General features: G+C 56.9%; 17 protein-coding genes, 1 tRNA gene and 1 riboswitch. Of the genes, 8 read left to right on the forward strand and 10 right to left on the reverse strand.

The genetic code is table 11. The annotated features are described in order from the left end of the window. Window positions 1-72: 72 nt before the first annotated feature. Together BLT54_RS09205 and BLT54_RS09210 are read right to left on the reverse strand one after the other, a co-directional pair. Window positions 73-1,248 (reverse strand): substrate-binding domain-containing protein, encoded by a 1,176-nt coding sequence (locus BLT54_RS09205; RefSeq protein WP_074643953.1) that lies wholly within the window; start codon window positions 1,246-1,248, stop codon window positions 73-75. Between the two features lie 638 nt (window positions 1,249-1,886). Next, window positions 1,887-1,962, reverse strand: a tRNA-Lys gene (locus tag BLT54_RS09210). Window positions 1,963-2,075: 113 nt separating this feature from the next. Here BLT54_RS09210 and dapF point away from each other — a divergent pair. From dapF to BLT54_RS09240, 6 genes are all read left to right on the forward strand, one after another. Beyond that, window positions 2,076-2,909, forward strand: coding sequence for a diaminopimelate epimerase (dapF, locus tag BLT54_RS09215; RefSeq protein ID WP_074643956.1), 834 nt, complete (start codon window positions 2,076-2,078; stop codon window positions 2,907-2,909). Next, the gene (mtaB, locus tag BLT54_RS09220; RefSeq protein WP_074643960.1) at window positions 2,909-4,171 is read left to right on the forward strand and encodes a tRNA (N(6)-L-threonylcarbamoyladenosine(37)-C(2))-methylthiotransferase MtaB; all 1,263 of its coding nucleotides are present in this window, start codon (window positions 2,909-2,911) and stop codon (window positions 4,169-4,171) included. Before dapF ends, mtaB begins: the two co-directional genes overlap by 1 nt. Window positions 4,172-4,183: 12 nt before the next feature. Then, window positions 4,184-4,810: a glutathione S-transferase gene (locus BLT54_RS09225; RefSeq protein ID WP_074643963.1), complete on the forward strand. Its 627-nt coding sequence runs from the start codon at window positions 4,184-4,186 to the stop codon at window positions 4,808-4,810. Window positions 4,811-5,031: 221 nt separating this feature from the next. After that, window positions 5,032-5,595, forward strand: coding sequence for a ubiquinol-cytochrome c reductase iron-sulfur subunit (gene petA, locus BLT54_RS09230; protein ID WP_074643965.1), 564 nt, complete (start codon window positions 5,032-5,034; stop codon window positions 5,593-5,595). Window positions 5,596-5,606: 11 nt separating this feature from the next. Continuing rightward, a complete protein-coding gene (petB, locus tag BLT54_RS09235) occupies window positions 5,607-6,920 on the forward strand; it encodes a cytochrome b (RefSeq protein ID WP_009570287.1) in 1,314 nt (437 codons plus the stop codon). Between the two features lie 17 nt (window positions 6,921-6,937). After that, the gene (locus BLT54_RS09240; protein WP_074643967.1) at window positions 6,938-7,756 is read left to right on the forward strand and encodes a cytochrome c1; all 819 of its coding nucleotides are present in this window, start codon (window positions 6,938-6,940) and stop codon (window positions 7,754-7,756) included. A 50-nt stretch (window positions 7,757-7,806) separates the two neighbouring features. Here BLT54_RS09240 and BLT54_RS09245 read toward each other — a convergent pair whose 3' ends face one another. Genes BLT54_RS09245 through thiB form a run of 3 tightly spaced genes read right to left on the reverse strand, consistent with a single transcriptional unit; the run spans window position 7,807 to window position 10,989 of the window. Next, window positions 7,807-8,502: a thiamine ABC transporter ATP-binding protein gene (locus BLT54_RS09245; protein WP_083351773.1), complete on the reverse strand. Its 696-nt coding sequence runs from the start codon at window positions 8,500-8,502 to the stop codon at window positions 7,807-7,809. Next, a complete protein-coding gene (locus tag BLT54_RS09250) occupies window positions 8,495-10,039 on the reverse strand; it encodes a thiamine/thiamine pyrophosphate ABC transporter permease ThiP (RefSeq protein WP_074643969.1) in 1,545 nt (514 codons plus the stop codon). The genes BLT54_RS09245 and BLT54_RS09250 overlap by 8 nt, the downstream gene beginning before the upstream one ends. Beyond that, window positions 10,015-10,989: a thiamine ABC transporter substrate binding subunit gene (thiB, locus tag BLT54_RS09255; RefSeq protein WP_074643972.1), complete on the reverse strand. Its 975-nt coding sequence runs from the start codon at window positions 10,987-10,989 to the stop codon at window positions 10,015-10,017. Before thiB ends, BLT54_RS09250 begins: the two co-directional genes overlap by 25 nt. Window positions 10,990-11,032: 43 nt before the next feature. Next, window positions 11,033-11,137, reverse strand: a riboswitch (TPP riboswitch). A gap of 157 nt (window positions 11,138-11,294) precedes the next feature. Between thiB and aroC the strand changes: the two genes are divergently transcribed. Continuing rightward, window positions 11,295-12,401, forward strand: a complete 1,107-nt coding sequence (aroC, locus tag BLT54_RS09260) for a chorismate synthase (RefSeq protein WP_074643975.1) — start codon at window positions 11,295-11,297, stop codon at window positions 12,399-12,401. Window positions 12,402-12,419: 18 nt separating this feature from the next. Here the strand turns inward: aroC and BLT54_RS09265 are convergent, their stop codons facing one another. The 3 genes from BLT54_RS09265 to BLT54_RS09275 all read right to left on the reverse strand — a co-directional run bounded on the left by BLT54_RS09265 (window position 12,420) and on the right by BLT54_RS09275 (window position 15,255). After that, window positions 12,420-13,280: a DMT family transporter gene (locus BLT54_RS09265; RefSeq protein WP_074643977.1), complete on the reverse strand. Its 861-nt coding sequence runs from the start codon at window positions 13,278-13,280 to the stop codon at window positions 12,420-12,422. Window positions 13,281-13,350: 70 nt separating this feature from the next. Next, window positions 13,351-13,638, reverse strand: a complete 288-nt coding sequence (locus BLT54_RS09270) for an HU family DNA-binding protein (RefSeq protein WP_074643980.1) — start codon at window positions 13,636-13,638, stop codon at window positions 13,351-13,353. Between the two features lie 132 nt (window positions 13,639-13,770). Then, window positions 13,771-15,255 carry an AMP nucleosidase gene (locus BLT54_RS09275; protein ID WP_176832860.1) on the reverse strand — a complete coding sequence of 495 codons (1,485 nt, stop codon included), beginning with the start codon at window positions 15,253-15,255 and terminating at the stop codon, window positions 13,771-13,773. 154 nt (window positions 15,256-15,409) lie between these two features. Here BLT54_RS09275 and BLT54_RS09280 point away from each other — a divergent pair, with 154 nt between their 5' ends. Next, window positions 15,410-16,276 carry an SDR family oxidoreductase gene (locus tag BLT54_RS09280; RefSeq protein WP_074643982.1) on the forward strand — a complete coding sequence of 289 codons (867 nt, stop codon included), beginning with the start codon at window positions 15,410-15,412 and terminating at the stop codon, window positions 16,274-16,276. Here the strand turns inward: BLT54_RS09280 and BLT54_RS09285 are convergent. Next, window positions 16,270-17,463, reverse strand: coding sequence for an MFS transporter (locus tag BLT54_RS09285; protein ID WP_074643985.1), 1,194 nt, complete (start codon window positions 17,461-17,463; stop codon window positions 16,270-16,272). The two genes, BLT54_RS09280 and BLT54_RS09285, sit on opposite strands and share 7 nt — an antisense overlap. A 116-nt stretch (window positions 17,464-17,579) precedes the next feature. Further along, entirely contained in the window at window positions 17,580-19,508 is a 1,929-nt protein-coding gene (dxs, locus tag BLT54_RS09290; protein WP_074643987.1) for a 1-deoxy-D-xylulose-5-phosphate synthase, read from the reverse strand. Window positions 19,509-19,518 lie beyond the last annotated feature (10 nt).

Here is a 19,518-nt window from a genome sequence, read left to right on the forward strand (position 1 = left end):
CTCTTTTCCTTGTACCCCGAGCCGCCGCATCGGCCGCCCGGGGTGGCACAAGTGAAGGGCACGCGTCGCGTGTTACTGGTTGCGGACCGGGATATTCATTTCATCCATACCGATCTCACGCACGAGAACCGGCACACCGTAGTCCTTGCCGTCCTGGATCTCGGTCCGAAAGTGATACATGGACTGCATCGCCTGGTGGTCCTCGACGCGGAACTGCATCGGGCCCTTCGGCGTCTCCCAGGTCATCCCCTCCATGGCCTCGATCAGCGCATCGGTATCCTCGGCACCACCGGCCCGCTTGATCGCTTCAACGATCGCCAACCCCGCCGCCATACCACCGGCGGTGAAGAAGTCCGGCGGGCTGTCGAAGCGCTCGAAATGGGTCTTCACCAGCCATTCGTTGATCGGGTTCTGCGGAATCTCGTAGTAGTAGTAGGTTGCGCCCTCCATGCCTGGGATTTCCTTGTGGGCTTTCAGCGCCGCAAGGATGTTACCGCCGCTGGCGATCTCAATGCCAAATCGCTCGGGCTCCATGGCATTGATCTTGCCCATGGGATTGCCGCCCCCGGCCCAGATGATGAAAAGCTTCTTCTCCCCTTCCAAGTCGGCCATGTTGGTAAAGATACGCTCCGCCGCCGCAGTGAAATCCGTGGTATCGGTGGGCACGTATTCCTCGTGGGCGATGGTGGCGCCGGTCTCTTCCAGCGCCTCGCGGAAGGCCGCGACTCCGTCACGACCGAAGGCATAATCCTGCGCCAGCGTCGCCACGACCACCCCCTCGCCACCTAGAGCGACCGCGTTGGAAATCGCGTCCTGCGAGGAGTTGCGACCGGTACGGAAGATATAGGGATTCCAGTTCTCGCCGGTGATCGAATCCGCCACTGCGGGCTCGACGATCAGCACACGCTCATATTCCTCGGCCACCGGCAGCATGGCCAGGGCCACGCCCGAGCTGACCGGACCCACGGCGATATGTGCGTCGTCGTCGCCATAGGCTTCTTCGAGCAGCGCACGCCCGATATCCGGCTTCAGCTGGGTGTCCTTCTCGATCAAGATGATCTTCTCACCGTTGATCTCCATGGTGCCGTTGGTGGCATATTCCAGCCCCAACATCAGACCATTGTGCGACTGGGCGGCATAGGCCTCCAGCGAGCCGGTCTTGCCATAGACATGGGCAATCCGGATTTCGGCAAAGGCTGTCGATGACATCAACACACCAGCAGCCGTCAACGCAAACAAGCGCAGCATTAGGGTCTCCTCCCTGATTTCTCCTCTAATTAATATGAAACATGAATCATGATTCATGTCAATCTCGCACCTCCAGCAGGTAAAGACCGTATACTGCGTTGCTCATGTGACCGACCGTATTGAAGCATCGGCCTGTGAAACCGCACCGAAACTCTGCGATGTCGACGGGCCGAACACCGCGACCGTTGACGATCTCCAACCCAAAGAATGTTATGTTTTCCACCACTTGATCTCCCTCGCATTGTGCTCAACATCCTGCCAGAGCTTGTTCACGGACAGCGATTTGGCACGGCATGCGAAATCTTCAAACCGAACCGGCATGAAATCCCAAACATCAACCCGACATTCACGCCGTTTCGTGAGCCGCGCCAATTGTTATGGATAAGGCCAAATAATTGTAGGGATTGGGGGGTGTGCGTGGTTCCAAGTGATCATCGGGTATCCCGAAGCCGAGTCCCGCCTGAGCGATATCGCCCTCGCTTGGATGGTGGAAGAACTGAAAGAATGTGTGCCGTCAATCCAGATCAACAAAACATCCTGCACCGCGCATCTGACCCTCTGGGTTTGCAAGACTGCGAGGATGCGATAGAGGCATTGTCGTAAGCGACAAACCTACTATCGTCTTTCAAGGGAAGAAATGGTGAGCCGGTCGGGATCCGAACCCGAGACCTACTGATTAAAAGTCAGTTGCTCTACCAACTGAGCTACCGGCCCACTCTCTTTGCCTTTCGGCTGTGCCGGGGGAACTACAGTTGCAGCGCGGGGGCGTCAAGCAGAAATCAGAGATTTTCTTGGAAAAGGTTCGAACAAGGTTTATATGCCCGCACATGCAACATGAGCACACCCCTTCCCGCCTCCCCTTTCTGAAAATGCATGGGCTTGGCAATGACTTCGTGATCTTTGATTCTCGGGGCAGCACTGCTGTGGTCACACCGGAGCTTGCGCGCGCCATTGGCGATCGCAACCGGGGCGTGGGATTTGATCAACTGGCAGAGATCAGATCGTCAGACATGGCGGATATTGATCTCGACTTCTGGAATTCGGACGGCTCGCGCGCAGGCGCCTGTGGCAATGCCACGCGCTGTGTCGGGCGGTTGATTTTGGATGAGACCGGCAAAGACGAGGTCACGATTCGCACCGAACGCGGGATTTTGACTGCCCGGCGTGCGGGCGATGAGGTGTCGGTCAACATGGGCCACCCGCAACTGATGTGGGATGAGGTGCCTCTTTCGCGCCCGGTGGATGTGGAACATCTGCCGCTGGACGGCGATCCTGTTGCTGTTGGTATGGGCAACCCTCATGCGGTGTTCTTTGTAAAGAGTGCCGAGGAAACCGATGTCGCCGGATGGGGCCGCAAGGTCGAATTCGACCCGCTGTTTCCGCAACGGACCAATGTGGAATTTGCCGAAGTGCGCGCGCGCGATGAGATCAGAATGCGGGTCTGGGAGCGCGGCACGGGTATCACGCTGGCCTGCGGATCGGGTGCCTGTGCCACGGCCGTTGCCGCGAACCTGCGCGGCCTCACCGACAAAAAGGTGCGGATGGAGGTCGATGGCGGCTGGCTGACGCTCGAGTGGCGCGACGATGGCGTTTGGATGACCGGACCCACGCAATTGGTGTTCAAGGCGGAGTTTGATGCCTCCTTTCTGGAGCGTATTTGATGTCCACAAAAGCACCTGTCTTCGCGACACTTGGCTGTCGCCTCAACGCCTATGAAACCGAAGCGATGAAAGACCTCGCCGCGAAAGCCGGGGTTGAAAACGCTGTGGTGGTCAACACCTGTGCCGTGACCGCAGAAGCCGTGCGCAAAGCCCGACAAGAGATTCGCAAACTCAGACGCGACAATCCCGACGCCAAAATCATCGTTACGGGCTGTGCCGCCCAGACGGAGCCAGAGACCTTTACCAAAATGGCCGAGGTCGATTTGGTCATTGGCAATACGGAAAAGATGCAGCCGGAAACCTGGTCCCGCATGGGCCCCGATTTCATTGGCCAGACCGAGCGCGTTCAGGTCGATGACATCATGTCGGTGACGGAAACCGCCGGACATTTGATTGACGGTTTCGGAACCCGCTCGCGCGCCTATGTTCAGGTTCAAAATGGCTGTGATCACCGCTGCACCTTTTGCATCATCCCCTATGGTCGCGGCAATTCCCGCTCTGTGCCCGCCGGGGTCGTGGTCGATCAGATCAAACGACTCGTGGACAAAGGCTATAATGAGGTGGTGCTGACCGGGGTCGATCTGACCTCTTGGGGGGCAGATTTACCGGCAGAACCGCATCTCGGCGATCTGGTGATGCGGATTTTGAAACTGGTGCCGGACCTGCCGCGCCTGCGGATCAGTTCGATCGATTCCATCGAGGCCGACGAGATGCTGATGCAGGCGATTGCAACCGAGCCGCGCTTGATGCCGCATTTGCACCTGTCGCTTCAGCATGGCGATGACCTGATTCTCAAACGTATGGCGCGCCGCCACCTGCGCGACGATGCGATCCGGTTTTGCGAAGAGGCGCGCAAACTGCGCCCGGATATGACCTTTGGCGCCGATATCATCGCCGGGTTTCCGACCGAAACCGAGGCACATTTTGAGAATTCGCTGAAATTGGTAAGCGAATGCGACCTCACTTGGCTGCATGTCTTTCCCTATTCCAAACGCGAAGGCACCCCGGCGGCGAAGATTCCCAACCAAGTGAATGGGACTGTCATCAAAGCCCGCGCCGCACGGCTGCGTAAGGCCGGAGACGCGCAGGTACAACGCCACCTTGAGGCGCAGGTTGGGCGGGACCACATCATCCTCATGGAAAACCCGCATATGGGTCGGACTGAACAATTCACCGAAGTCACCTTCGCCACTCCACAAACCGAAGGCGCGATTATCAGGGCCACGATACGCGGCCTCAAAGGCACGCAACTCTTAGCCTAAGTGACGTCAAACATGAGGCCGATCCTCTATTCCTTCCGCCGCTGCCCTTATGCCATGCGCGCACGTCTTGCGATTTTGAGCGCGGGGATAGAGGTTGAACTGCGCGAAATCCTGTTGCGTGACAAGCCGCAAGAGATGTTGGACGCCTCGCCCAAAGGCACCGTGCCTGTGCTGATCCTCAAAGATCGCGTGATCGACGAAAGCCGCGACATTATGGAATGGGCCTTGGCACAACATGACCCTGAGGGGCTTTTGGATATGCCGCCGGACGCTCAGGATTGGATCGCCGCCATCGAAGGTCCGTTCAAATCCGCACTGGATCGGTACAAATACGCCCCGCGCTATAACGGCGCTGATCCAATGGCCGAACGTAACGTGGCGGCACAGATTTTGTACCGCGCCGAGGCGCAACTGCAAAAGGCCCTGTGGCTCTATGGCCCTCATCCGAGCTTTGCCGATCTGGCCACACTCACCTTCGTGCGGCAATACGCAAATGTGGATCGCGCATGGTTTGACGCGCAGGACTGGCCAGGGCTGCGCGGATGGCTTGACCGCTTTCTTGCATCAGATCGCTTTGCAGCCATCATGACGCGGTATCCCAAATGGGAAACCTTAGCGATTCCGGTGGTTTTTCCTTGAGTTATGGCATTTTCAGTTTCGTTAGCGGTCACAGATCGTGCGAAAACCAAAATGTCGTTCCTCTTGCGCCACACCGCGACAGATCGCGCGCCCCTGCGTCCCATTGTATGCTGGACGTGAGCGCATCGCCTCGCTAAAAGCGGCCCGGAAGGGCTGCATCCAATTGCGGCCTCTCATGCATTCGCCGGACGGACCCGGCTTGAGACAATGGAGATTTGCTCGTGTCCCATGTAGAAGAACACGAAGGCACCCGCCGCGATTTCCTGTACTACGCCACTGGTGGCGCAGGTGCAGTCGCAGCAGGCGCCGCCGTCTGGCCGCTGGTCAATCAAATGAACCCCTCTGCCGATGTTCAGGCGCTGTCGTCGATCCGTGTTGACATCAGCGGCGTCGAAGTTGGCACGCAGCTGACCGTCAAATGGCGCGGCAAGCCGGTGTTCATCCGCCGCCGCACCCAGGACGAGATCGACATGGGCCGCGCAGTTGAGCTGAGCGATCTTGCTGATCCAAAAGCTGAAAACGCCAACATCGCCGCTGACGCAACCGCCATCGACGAAAACCGCACGCTCGATGAAGCGGGTGAATGGTTGGTGATGATGGGTGTTTGCACCCACCTTGGCTGTGTGCCTCTGGGTGATGGTGCTGGTGATTTCGGTGGTTGGTTCTGCCCCTGTCACGGGTCGCATTACGACACCGCTGGCCGTATCCGCAAAGGTCCGGCTCCGCGCAACCTCGATATTCCTGTCGCTGCTTTTGATGGCGACACCGAAATCGTTCTGGGCTGAGGGAGGAACTTATGTCTGGTATTCCGCACGACCATTATGAGCCCAAAACGGGCTTCACCAAGGCGGTCGAGTCCCGCCTTCCGATCATCGGCCTGATCCACGGCACCTTGATGATCCCGACCCCCAAAAACCTGAACTGGATGTGGATCTGGGGCATCGTGCTCGCGTTCTGCCTTGGGCTTCAGATCGTCACCGGCATTGTGTTGGTGATGCATTACACGCCGCATGTCGATATGGCCTTTGCCTCTGTCGAACACATCATGCGTGACGTGAACGGCGGTCATATGCTGCGCTACTTGCACGCCAACGGCGCGTCGATGTTCTTCTTTGCCGTGTATCTGCACATTTTCCGTGGTCTCTACTACGGCTCTTACAAAGCCCCGCGCGAGATCACTTGGATCATCGGCATGATCATCTACCTCTTGATGATGGCAACCGGCTTTATGGGTTACGTTTTGCCTTGGGGTCAAATGTCCTTCTGGGGCGCCACCGTGATCACCGGCCTTTTTGGCGCGATCCCCTTTGTCGGCGAACCGATCCAAACCTGGCTCTTGGGTGGGCCGGCTGTGGACAACGCCACGCTGAACCGCTTCTTCTCGCTGCACTATTTGCTGCCTTTCGTGATTGCGGGCTTGGTGATTGTTCACATCTGGGCCTTCCACACCACCGGCAACAACAACCCGACTGGTGTTGAAGTGCGTCGCACCTCGAAAGCCGAAGCCAAGAAAGACACCCTGCCCTTCTGGCCGTATTTCGTGATCAAAGACCTCTTCGCCTTGGGCGTGGTTTTGGTCGTGTTCTTCGCGGTTGTTGGCTTTATGCCGAACTTCCTCGGTCACCCGGACAACTACCTCGAAGCAAACCCGCTTTCGACACCTGCACATATTGTGCCGGAATGGTACTTCCTGCCGTTCTACGCCATCCTGCGTGCCTTCACCGCCGATGTTTGGGCTGTACAAGCCGTCTCCTTCATCACCGGCGGCATCGTTGATGCGAAATTCTTCGGCGTCTTGGCCATGTTTGGTGCGATCATCGCCATGGCGCTCGTGCCTTGGCTCGACACATCGTCGGTTCGTTCGGGCAAATACCGTCCGATGTTCAAATGGTGGTTTGCGCTGTTGGCCGTCGATTTCGTTGTGCTGATGTGGGTGGGCGCCATGCCGACCGATGGGATTTACCCGTATATCTCGCTGATCGGTGCAACCTATTGGTTCGCCTACTTCTTCGTCATCCTCCCGCTTTTGGGTGTGATCGAGAAACCGCTGCCGACCCCGGCCACGATCGAAGAAGACTTTGCCGCCCATTACCCGGGCGCGGCCGAGTGAGAAAGGAAACAGGGACGATGATGAAAAAACTTACCCTCTCCGCCCTCACCGCGCTGGCTTTGTCCACCGGTGGGGCGATCGCCGCAGGCGAAGGTGGACATGTCCAGGATGTGGATTTCTCCTTCGAAGGACCGTTCGGTAAATTTGATCAGATGCAGCTTCAACGCGGTCTGCAAGTTTACACCGAGGTCTGTTCGGCGTGTCACGGCATGAAATTCGTGCCGATCCGCACGCTGGCCGACGAAGGTGGCCCGGCACTCCCCGAAGATCAGGTCCGCGCTTATGCGGCCCAGTTGTCGGTGAATGACGAAGCCTCCAACATGCAGCTTTTCGACTATAACGAAGGTGCTGCGCGCCCGTTGACCGCGAACGACCACTTCCCGGCCAACAATTCGCAAAACGCACCTGACCTGTCCTTGATGGCAAAAGCGCGTGCAGGGTTCCACGGCCCTTACGGCACTGGCATCAACCAGTTCCTCAAAGGCATCGGTGGCCCGGAGCACATCGTCTCCATCCTGACCGGCTACACCGGTGAGGAAAAGGTCGAAGCTGGCACCACTTATTACGAGAACACCGCGTTCTCGACGGGTTGGATCGCCATGGCTCCGCCCCTTTACGGGGAAGATGTCGAATATGCTGATGGTCACTCCAATGAGCTGCACCATGAAGCCGAAGACGTGGCTGCCTTTTTGATGTGGGCCGCTGAGCCAAAGATGATGGCACGCAAGCGGGCTGGCTTTATGGCCGTGACCTTCTTGGTGCTGCTGACCTCTTTGCTCTACCTGACCAACAAAAAACTCTGGGCGCCGCATAAAGGCAAAAAGACGTCGCTTTAAGCGACTGAAGAGTTTGAAATGAGAAAGCGCCCCAAATTGGGGCGCTTTTTTCATGTGCCGATGTAATCCAAAAGTCCCTGTGGCGGCTCAGACATCATCTCTGCCCAAGGTCGCGGAGGATGACAGAGACCCTCCTCAACCCAAATCACCAGATCGGCGAAACGGTCCACATCCGACACATCATGGGTGACCATCAACATCGTCGCCTGCAAGCGTCCGGCCACCTCTTTCGCCAGATCAATCATCTCATGGCGCATCGCCGGACCAAGCGCCGAAAACGGTTCATCCAGCAAGATCAGCGGCTTTTTCTGCACAAGGACACGCGCCAAGGCCACGCGGCTTTGTTGTCCGCCCGAAAGCGCGCCAGGGTGCCGGTTTTCTAAACCCTCAAGCCCTACGGCCCGCAGCGCTTCGGATACTGCGCTCTGCTCAGATTTCGACAGCCGTAAGTTTGGTTTAAGCCCAAGACCCACATTCTGCTCCGCTGTCATATGGGCAAAAAGCGTGTTGTCCTGAAACAGATGAGAAATCGGACGCTCAAAAGGCGCGGAAAGGCCAAAGGGCTTCTCCTGCCAAAAAATATCGCCATCATCTGGAGTCTCAAATCCCCCAATGAGCGACAGAAGCGTCGATTTTCCCGCCCCCGAAGGTCCAATCACCGCCACCCGCGCGCCTTTTGGCACTTGGAAATCGGCGGTGAGGGTAAAATCGCCCTGCGTTAAGTGCAAATTTCGGAACTCAAGCACGGCGTCTCCCCCAGAGATCGAAGATGTAAAACAGAGCCAAACTCAGCCCAAGAAGCAGTAAAGCCGCCCCCATCGCCTGATCCATCCGGTATGATCCCATCAAGCGGTAGATTTGAAGCGGGAGCGTTGCGGAATCTGGACGCGCAAAAAGGGCGATCACCCCAAGATCCCCCATCGACAGCGCCGCAGCCAACCCGGCCGAAAAGCCCACAGGCCCGCGCAACCGGGGCCACAGCACAAGCCGCACGCGGGTCCATCCCGTCAGCCCAAGACTGTCAGACAAGCGCCCATAGGTCCGCTCCGTTGCCGCCAAAGCGGGCCCAATCGCGCGCAAGATAAACGGCAAGGCCATCACCGCATTGACCAAAGCGGTGATGAACAAAGCCCAATCCGCCGGATCGGCCACAGCAAAAAGCACAATGTAAAGCCCTGTGCCCATGACCAGGGGCGAGGCTGCGATGGCCGTCATGCCGACACCTTCCAACCATCGCCACCGTAGCGCCGAAAGGCCAAGAGACAGGGACAAGATGATCGCCAAAGCCGCCGATCCGAGGGCCGTCACAAGGGAACGCAGGGCCGCGGACCAAACGGAGATGGGCAGATCAAACACCCCATGTGCGCCGCGCAGGACGATGGACAGAAGCGGCAGGAGCAAGAAGAGACTGACCATCACGATCCAAAACAAATCCAACCCCCGAGCACTCAACCTACGAACATCGAACCGCTGCACAGGGCGGTCCAATCCAGCCCCTCCCACCTGAGGCACGCGAAATTTCAGCGAGATAAACGCAGCAACCGCACAGATCACCACTTGGATCAGCGCCAAAAGTGAGGCTTTACCGAGGTTGAAGTCATAGCGAAACGCTTCGTAGATCGCGAGTTCAACGGTGGTGGCTTTGGGGCCGCCACCAAAGGTCAGGGCGACGGCGAAGGAGGTGGTGCAAATCAGAAAAATGACGGCAAACGCGCCGGGCACAATCTCTTTGAGCATCGGTCCTTCGATGTGGCGAAACATGTCGCGCGGAGCGAAATTAAGCGAGGCCGCAAGGCGGAACCTCTCGGACGGGATCGCGCCCCAACCCTGAAGCAACAACCGCGTTGCAAGCGGCAGATTAAAGAACACATGCGCAAGGATCACACCATGGAATCCGTAGATCGAAACAGGCTCTAATCCAGCCCAACTGAGCGCAATCGAGACAAATCCCGTTTTGCCAAACACCGCCGTTAATCCGAGAATGGCCACAATCGTTGGCAAGATAAATGGTGCGCCCAAGAGGGTGATCAAAAAACGACGCCCAGGGAAATCACGCCGCGCTAAGCCGCGTGCGACGGGAACCGCCAAGACCACCGACAGCGCCGCAGAGATCAGTGCCTGAACAACGGTGAAACGGACCGCCATCCAGTCAAATTTGGACAGTGTTGAAAAGCTTTCAGCCCGAAGCGCAACAACGCCCAGAGTGCCAAGGCTCAAGGCGGCGACCAAAGCCGCCGCGATGAGCCCCGGCCAAAGTCTTATTGCGAAAACGCGGTGCGCCATTCGGCAATCGCCTTGTCCCGCAACGCATCCGCTTCATTTTCATCAAGGAAAATGGCCTTTTCCGGGTAGTTCAATTCAGAGAATGCCTCGGGCCATTGATCACGCGGCAAAGCGGCGGGGTAGGACCAATTGGCCGTCGGAATGATGTTTTGAAACGTCGGTGAGAGGATGAAGGCCATGAACGCATCCGCAAGCTCCGGCTGATCGGTGCCTTTCAGTTTTGCGGCGAGTTCGACCATGAAATAGTGGCCTTCGTCGAACAGCGCGGCGGATTTCGTTTCATCTTCTTCAGCAATGATGTGATATGCGGGTGAGGTCGTGTAGGAGAGTACCATGTCCACCTCACCATCGGTAAACAGGCCGTAGGCTTCGGACCAGCCCTTAGTCACTGTCGTGACTTTCGGTGCCAATTTTGCCCATTCCGCTTCGGCGTCGTCCCCAAACACCTCTTTGCCCCACAGCACCAGAGCCAGCCCCGAGATCGACGTGCGCGGATCTTGGATTGCGATGGACCAATCCTCAGTCGAATTCACCAAGTCATGGAAGGACGCGGGCGGATTTTTAATCTTGGTGTTGTCATAAACAAAGGCCGTATAGCTCCAGTTGAACGGCAAGAACGTGTCGTCCGTCCACTCAAGCGGCAGGGTCAACGGCGACAGGTCCAACCCATGCGGCGCAAAAAGCCCGGTTTCACGTGCCTTCTTGGTCACATCTGAATTGAACCCGATAACCACATCCGCCTTGGTCCGTTCGCCTTCCAACAGAATACGCGGCAACACATCACCTGTGACATATTCAATCTCACAGTCACATTCGGCCTCAAATGCCGCCTTAATCGCAGGGCCCGGACCCCACTCTGAGGCAAAATAATCGGGGGCATAGATGGTCAGAGGGTCTGCGTGAGCCGCCGAGGCCGCAACCAGTGCCGCAAGTGTAAATCCATATTTCATGGCTCGCTCCATTCAAAAATGGGCGAAGAAAAAGGTGGCGAATGGTGATCGCTGATACCTTCCCTCCGCCGGTGTTAGCCGGTTCAGGTTCAACGGGTCCGCTTTCGCATCTCAGCCGTGTTGCACACGGGCACCCCGAGGTGTCCGTGACGCTATTGCCCCTTTGAAGGAAGTTCAAGCCCCTCCTACAGTGCGGGAGAGACCGGTTGGTTCAGGATGTGCTTTATGAGCGCCATAGAATGATTTCCCTTGATTGCTCAAACAAGTGACATCGGGTAAAGCAGGGGAAACCTGAGGAGCACCCGATGAGCATGAACACATTCGGACATCTTTTTCGTTTCACGACATGGGGTGAAAGCCACGGTCCGGCGCTTGGCGCGACGGTGGATGGTTGCCCTCCGGGTATCGAAATCAATGAGGCGATGCTTCAGGTCTGGCTTGATAAACGCAAGCCGGGAACATCGAAATACACCACTCAGCGGCGCGAACCGGACCAAGTGGAAATCCTGTCTGGGGTGTTTGAGGGTAAGACCACGGGTACGCCGATCCAATTGCTGATCCGCAACACCGATCAGCGCTCAAAGGATTATGGTGAGATCGCGCAAGCCTTTCGTCCGGGCCATGCCGATATCACCTATTTCCAAAAATATGGCATCCGCGATTATCGCGGGGGCGGCCGCTCCAGTGCGCGCGAAACCGCGGCGCGTGTGGCCGCTGGCGGTATTGCACGCGCGGTTTTGGCCGAATTGGTGCCGGGCCTTGAGATCAAGGGCTACATGACCCAGATCGGCCCGCATGGGATCGAAGGCGAACGCGATTTCTCTGAGATCGACAACAACCCGTTTTGGGTGCCCTCCGCCAAAACCGCCGAAAACTGGGCCGCTTATCTGACTGGCATTCGAAAAAGCGGGTCCTCTATTGGAGCCATTATCGAGGTGGTCGCGAAAGGCGCGCCAGCCGGGCTTGGAGCGCCGATTTATGCCAAGTTAGACACGGATTTGGCTGCGGCGATGATGTCGATCAACGCGGTGAAAGGTGTCGAAATTGGCGAAGGTATGAATGCCGCCTGTCTGTCTGGTGAAGAAAACGCCGATGAGATGCGGATGGGGCCAAATGGGCCTGAGTTTGGGTCTAATCATGCGGGCGGTATTCTCGGTGGGATTTCGACCGGGCAAGACCTTGTTGTGCGGTTTGCGGTGAAACCCACCTCTTCGATCCTCACGTCGCGCAAAACGATCAATCAGGCGGGCGAAAACACCGACCTGATCACAAAGGGGCGTCATGACCCCTGTGTCGGTATCCGCGCTGTGCCTGTGGGCGAGGCAATGATGGCTTGCGTCATCTTGGATCACCTGCTGCTGCATCGTGGTCAAGTTGGCGAAGGATTGCGAGGTAGATTTGGGGCCAAATAAGACCCCAATCCGACCCAATCATGCCTTAGACATCTGAACTGCCAAAATGCCCGCCATGATGGTCAAAACGCCATAAATGTCCCATTGGCTGACATGTTCGCCCAGCAAAAGCGCCGCAATTGCGACGCCAAAAAACGGGTTGAGAAAGTGGAAGGCTGCGGATTTGACGGTTCCAATGCGCTCAACCAGTTTGAACCAAATCCAAGTGGCCATGAGCCCCGGAACGAAGGTTGTATAGAGCATCGCCCAGACCAATTTGGCGGACATGGTGAGCTCATATGTGTCAATCGCCGGGGATAGCACAGCAAGCACAGCCGATCCGATCAGACTTTGCACACCAACCACCATCAAAACATTGCCTCCGGCATTCGTAGACCGCACAGCCAGCGTCGCAATCGCAAGCGCGACAGTGCCGACACTACACATGGCAATCCCCACAAGATCACTGCCACTCGACAGGCGTGTGCCCATGATGATCAACACACCCATGAACCCCAACACGAGGCCAAAGATCGCCATAGGTTTAGAGGTTTCGCGCAGGATTAGAGTTGATAGCAAAGCCACGACAAGCGGCATAGAGGAGGCAAGAACCGCAGCAAGAGAGGCTTCGACCGTCCGCATCGCCAAAAAATACAGACCCAGATAGGCCACGTTTTGGCACAAGCCAAAGAGGAGGATGCTTTTCCATTGTGTACGGGTAAAATTCCAAGATTGACCAAACACTTTGGCAAGCGCTACCCCCGCCAAACCAGAAAGGGCAAACCGCACGGACAAGGCCGCAAGCGCTGGCGCGTCCGCAACGATGATCCGCGCCGATGTGAAGGCCGAGGACCACATCAGCACGAAGGCCAAACCCATTACGATCGCTCTGATATCCATATTTACGTCCCCAAACGAAGAGGGGCCGCGACTGTGCGCGACCCCTCCCAGAAATAACTCAATCGACCGATTAGCCGTTTACGCTGTCTTTCAACGCTTTGGCGATGGTCATTTTCACAACCTTGTCGGCGTCTTTCGGCATCTGGTCACCCGTTTGCGGGTTGCGGACCATGCGTGCAGGACGTTCACGGCAATAAATTTTGCCAACACCCGGAAGAGTCACAGCGCCACCGGCGGAAACTTCTTTGGTGATGAGCGCAGTGATTGCATCAAGAGCAGCCCCTGCAGATTTTTTATCGGAGCCCATCTCTTCGGCGAGAGCAGCAACGAGTTGGGTCTTGGTCATCGGTTTCGACATGTCTGTATCTCCTCGTAGTCCCTCATGCAGTAGAGGGTTATTGCGCATTTCTAAGCGAATATTGAGGGGCCGCACAACGCCTAGTGTAACAGAGCGGTATGTTTTCGCGCATTTTGGGTGAAAAAACCTCCCTTAAAGGAAAGCAGTCTCCTCAAATGACCGCAATTTGCGGCTATGGATGCGCTCGATAGGCATTTCACGGAGGATTTCCATCGAACGAATGCCGATCAAAAGATGCCTCGCAACCTGTGATTTGTAGAAATCAGAGGCCATACCGGGTAACTTTAGCTCACCATGAAGCGGCTTATCAGACACGCAAAGCAACGTGCCATAGGGCACCCGAAACCGGAATCCGTTGGCGGCAATGGTGGCAGATTCCATATCAAGCGCGATGGCCCGCGACTGACTGAGACGCTGAACCGGCCCGGATTGATCGCGCAATTCCCAGTTTCGGTTGTCGATGGTCGCGACCGTGCCGGTGCGCATGATCCGCTTTAACTCATAGCCCTCCAATTTGGTCACCTGTTCGACAGCGGTTTCCAAAGAGGTCTGAATTTCCGCCAAGGCAGGGATCGGCACCCAGACCGGCAGGTCGGCATCCAGCACATGATCTTCACGCAGATAGGCGTGCGCCAAAACGAAATCACCCAGCCGCTGAGAGTTGCGAAGACCGGCGCAATGTCCAACCATGATCCAGGCATGAGGCCGCAAGACCGCAATATGATCGGTTGCGGTTTTTGCGTTCGACGGACCCACGCCGATATTGACCAAAGTGATCCCCGAGCCGTCGGCACGCTTTAAATGGTAGGTCGGCATTTGTGGCGTTTTGGTCGTGGGCGGGATCTCGGTCTCAGCATCAAAAATCTCAACATTCCCGGTTGAGACGAAACTTGTGTAACCGCTGTTCGGATCGGCCAGAACCTGACGAGCATAGGCTTCGAACTCCGAGACATAGAATTGATAGTTGGTGAACAGCACATGGTTCTGAAAATGACTCGCGTCCGTCGCAGTATAATGGGACAGACGGGCCAGTGAGTAATCAATCCGCTGCGCCGTAAAGGGCGCAAGCGCGGCAGACCCATCCTCATGCACAAAGCCAAACCCATTGACGATATCGTCATGGGTTGTGGTCAAATCCGGCACATCAAACACATCGCGCAGCGGATAGGACATGACTCCCTCTTGCGGGACGGTCACGGATTCGTCGTTGGCGACAGCAAAATGCACCGGCATCGGCGTGTCAGAGATGCCAATTTCGACGCTCACACCATGGTTACGCACGATCTGTTTGATCTGTTGGGTAAGGTAATTGCGAAACAAATCTGGGCGCGTGATCGTGGTGGAATACATCCCCGGCTTGGCGACATGTCCAAAAGACAGACGGCTGTCCATTGCGGCATAGGAGGTCGTCACAACGCGGATTTCGGGATAAAAGGCCCGGTAGCGCGCGGTTGGCGCCTGCCCGCTGGCCACTTGGGAAAACTTTTCCGCCAAAAACGATGTGGCCTCGAAATAGAGTTCTTCGAGGAAAGCGACCGCTGCCGCCGGATCGGTAAAATTGCGCGGCGCGCTCAAGGGCGGCGTCTCAAGGGCGAGGCTTTTGCTTGTCGTATTCACTCTTATATCCTCTTGCGGTAAGACGGTCCCTCATTCTCTTGGGGTCCGTTTTGTCGAATGCTGAGAAATCAGCCTTGCTGTCCAATTGAGACCAAGTGGGCGACGGGCGCAAGGCCCAGAGATGTGACCTGAGATCAGACACGAGAGGCCAACAATGATCCAACCGCACCTGTTTTCCTTCGGCCATGGCTATAGCGCCCAGGCTCTTGCGCGCCGCCTTTTGCCCCGCGGCTGGGCGATCACAGGTACAACCCGTAGCGCAGACAAAGCACAAGAATTTGACAGTGCAGGCGTGACCCCTTTGGTTCTCGGACAAGATCCGATTTTACCGCAACTGTCCCAAGCCACGCATCTTTTGATATCCGCCGCGCCCGGTCCTGACGGCGACCCGATGTTACAGCACTATCGGGACGAACTGGTGAAAGCAGCGCCCCATCTGACTTGGGTCGGGTATCTGTCGACCACTGGCGTTTATGGCGATCACGCCGGGGATTGGGTGACAGAGGAAACGGCCTTCGCCCCCGCCACAAAACGCGGGATCGCCCGGGTCGAAGCCGAGGCCGCTTGGCAGTCTTTTGCGCGGGATTTGGGTCTTAATCTGTCGATTTTCCGCCTTGCTGGCATCTATGGCCCCGGACGCGGTCCGTTTGCCAAAGTGCGCTCTGGCAAAGCGCGGCGGATCATCAAACCGGGTCAGATTTTTTCGCGTATCCATGTGGAAGACATCGCCCAAGTGGTTGAGGCCGCAATCCATCGACCCGAACTCAGCGGGATTTACAATGTCTGCGATGATCTGCCCGTGCCACCACAAGATGTGATTGGCTATGCAGCCGAACTTTTGGGTCTGCCTTTGCCACCAGAAGAGGATTTTGAAACTGCCGACATGACGCCGATGGCCCGCAGCTTTTATGCCGAGAGCAAAAAAGTCAGCAATGAAAAGATGAAGCGAGATTTGGACGTGAAACTGATCTATCCCGATTACAAAACGGGTCTAAAGGCGCTTTTGGCGCAGGATCAGTGACTGTTTTGCCAGTTTCGGCGATGGTCGAACACCGTGACTGCATAAAGGATGACGCCTGCAAATGTAAGCACGGCACCGACATAGCCTGACGAGGGAAATCCATAGCCTTTGGCAATAAAGATCGAAGCCGCAAAGGGCCCCAATGCGTTTGCGGCGTTAAAGGCGGCATGGTGCAACGAGGCGGCAAGCGATTGCGCGTCGCGTGCCACATCCATAAGCCGGGTTTGGAGCAAGATCGGATACCCGTTCGCAATGCCCATGGCGAGCACCAGAACCGCCATCGCATAGGCCTGATCGGCAATCAGCGGATAGATCAACAGCAGCGCGATGTTGATGAACAAGGTGGCGAAGACCGAGACATTGAGCGCCCGATCTGCCGCCCACCCGGCCAAAAGCGCACCAATCGTCATCCCTGCGCCCATCAGGGCGAGATAGAGCGGAATGCTGCCCTCGGTGACATGAGTGACGTCGATGAGCGTTGAGGTCAGATAGGTATAAAAGGCAAAAAAGCCGCCAAACCCAATGGCCCCGCTCAAAAGCGTCAAAAGCACCTGACGATTCTTAAGCGCATCCAGTTCACTCAGGGCGTTGGCGCCGGTGCCGATCTCGGTTTTTGGGGCAAAGATCAGGATCATCAGCGCCGTAATCGCAGCTAAAATCCCAACCAAAGCAAAGGCCCAACGCCAGCCCACCGTTTGCCCCAACACATTCGCGACAGGCACACCGACAACCGTCGCCACGGTCAGCCCAAGCATAAGCCGCGCCACCGCCTTGCCGCGATTTTTCGGCCCCGCCAAGGACGCCGCCATAAGAGCCGCAACACCGAAATAGGCCCCATGCGGCACACCGCTGAGAAACCGCGCGGCCAACATTATCGGATAATTGGCGGCAAGCGCAGACAAAACATGTGCCAAGCAAAAGGCGACCATAAGACCGATGAGCAAAAGCCGCCGCTCAATCCGCGCCGCGGCCACAGCGATCAAAGGCGCGCCGACGACCACGCCCAATGCATAGGCCGAAATCAACCGGCTCGCCGTGGCTTCCGTGATGTCCAACCCCTCTGCCATGAAAGGCAAAAGACTCATCGAAGCAAATTCGGTTGTTCCAATCGCAAACCCGCCCATCGCGAGCGCAAAAAGAACGATCCCCGGGCGCGTAGCAGAAGGGACGTAGGAGGCGGTTGCCATTGTGTTGAGTCCTGAAAAGGGTGCTCACCACACTTCCCCTATTCGGCAATGTGGTTCAACAACAAGGCCGCAATGCTTTGCTCATAGCCGCCTTGCAAAATCTGGCGAACCGCGCCTTAGGCGCGCTTGCTCGACAGATCGGTCACGCCAAGCACCGACAGTACCCTGGCCTCGATATCAGGTGTGTTGAGACCCGCCATCGCATACATTGCCTCAGGGCTTGCCTGATCAATGAACGTGTCCGGCAGGGTCATCGAGCGGAATTTGAGACCGCGATCAAACAGACCCTCATTGGCCAGAAAATCGGCCACATGTGACCCAAATCCACCCACTGCGCCCTCTTCAATCGTGATCAGAGCCTCATGATTTGCGACCAGATCTCGGATCAAATCATGATCGAGCGGTTTGGCAAAACGCGCGTCAGCCACGGTACAGGAAATGCCTTTGGCGGCGAGGTTTTCCGCAGCTTTTAGGCTGGATTCGAGACGGGTTCCAAAGGACAAAAGCGCCACGCGCGTGCCTTCACACACGACACGACCTTTGCCAATCTCAAGCGGCACACCACGTTCAGGCATCTGCACGCCCACGCCTTCCCCACGCGGATAGCGAAAGGCAATGGGACCGTCATCATGGGCGGCGGCTGTGGCAACCATATGGACCAACTCCGCCTCATCCGCGGCCGCCATCACCACAATGCCAGGCAGATTGGCGAGAAACGCCACATCAAAAGCCCCCGCATGGGTTGCCCCATCGGCACCGACAAGCCCCGCGCGGTCAATGGCAAAGCGCACAGGCAACCGCTGAATCGCAACATCATGAACGACCTGATCATAACCGCGCTGAAGGAAGGTCGAATACATCGTGCAAAACGGTTTCATCCCGCCAGCCGCCAAGCCGGCACAAAAGGTCACGCCATGCTGTTCGGCGATGCCAACGTCAAAACAACGGCTCGGAAACCGTTCGGCAAAGAGGTTCAAGCCCGTGCCATCCGGCATGGCCGCCGTGACGGCGACGATCTTATCGTCAAACCCGGCCTCTTGGATCAAAGCCTTGGCGAAGACAGAGGTATAAGACGGCGCATTGGATTTGGCTTTTTTCTGCTCGCCGGTGACCATATTGAATTTGCCAGTGGCATGACCTTTGTCAGCCCGACCTTCGGCGGGGGCATAGCCTTTGCCTTTCTGGGTGATCGCATGAATCAGGATCGGCCCGGTTGCACGCGCTTTCACAGTGCGCAACACCGACAGGAGTTGATCCAGATCGTGACCATCAATCGGGCCGACATAGGAAAATCCCAACTCTTCAAACAGGGTGCCGCCCACGGCCATGCCCTTAAGCATTTCCTTGGCGCGTTTTGCCCCTTCTTGGAACGGATGCGGCAAAAGCGAGACGGCCCCTTTGGCAGCCGCCTTCAACTCTTGGAACGGCGCCCCCGCATAAAGACGGGTGAGATAGGAGGACAACGCACCCGTGGGCGGCGCAATCGACATCTCATTGTCATTGAGGATCACAATCAACCGCTTGCCCAAATGGCCCGCGTTGTTCATCGCCTCAAAGGCCATGCCGGCGGACATCGATCCATCGCCAATCACCGCAATGGCATCACCGATACCGTGCTCAGGCGCACCGCCCAGATCACGCGCCACGGCAAAACCGAGAGCCGCAGAAATCGAAGTCGAACTGTGCGCCGCACCAAAGGGGTCATAGGGGCTTTCCGAGCGCTTGGTGAAGCCGGACAGGCCACCTTCGGTGCGCAAGGTGCGGATACGGTCACGACGTCCGGTGAGGATTTTATGCGGGTAGCATTGATGCGACACATCCCAGATCAGACGATCTTTTGGCGCATCAAACACCGCATGCAGTGCCACGGTCAATTCGACCACGCCCAGCCCAGCACCCAAATGCCCGCCCGTCACAGAGACGGCTGAAATGGTTTCCTGCCGCAACTCATGCGCCAGACGCTTTAGCTCCGTATCAGAGAGAGCCTTGAGATCGGCCGGAACATGAACACGGTCTAGGGTGGGTGTGGCTGGACGGTCAGACATAGCGTCTCGC

It is taken from the genome of Celeribacter baekdonensis (genome assembly GCF_900102315.1).
Taxonomy (GTDB): domain Bacteria; phylum Pseudomonadota; class Alphaproteobacteria; order Rhodobacterales; family Rhodobacteraceae; genus Celeribacter; species Celeribacter baekdonensis.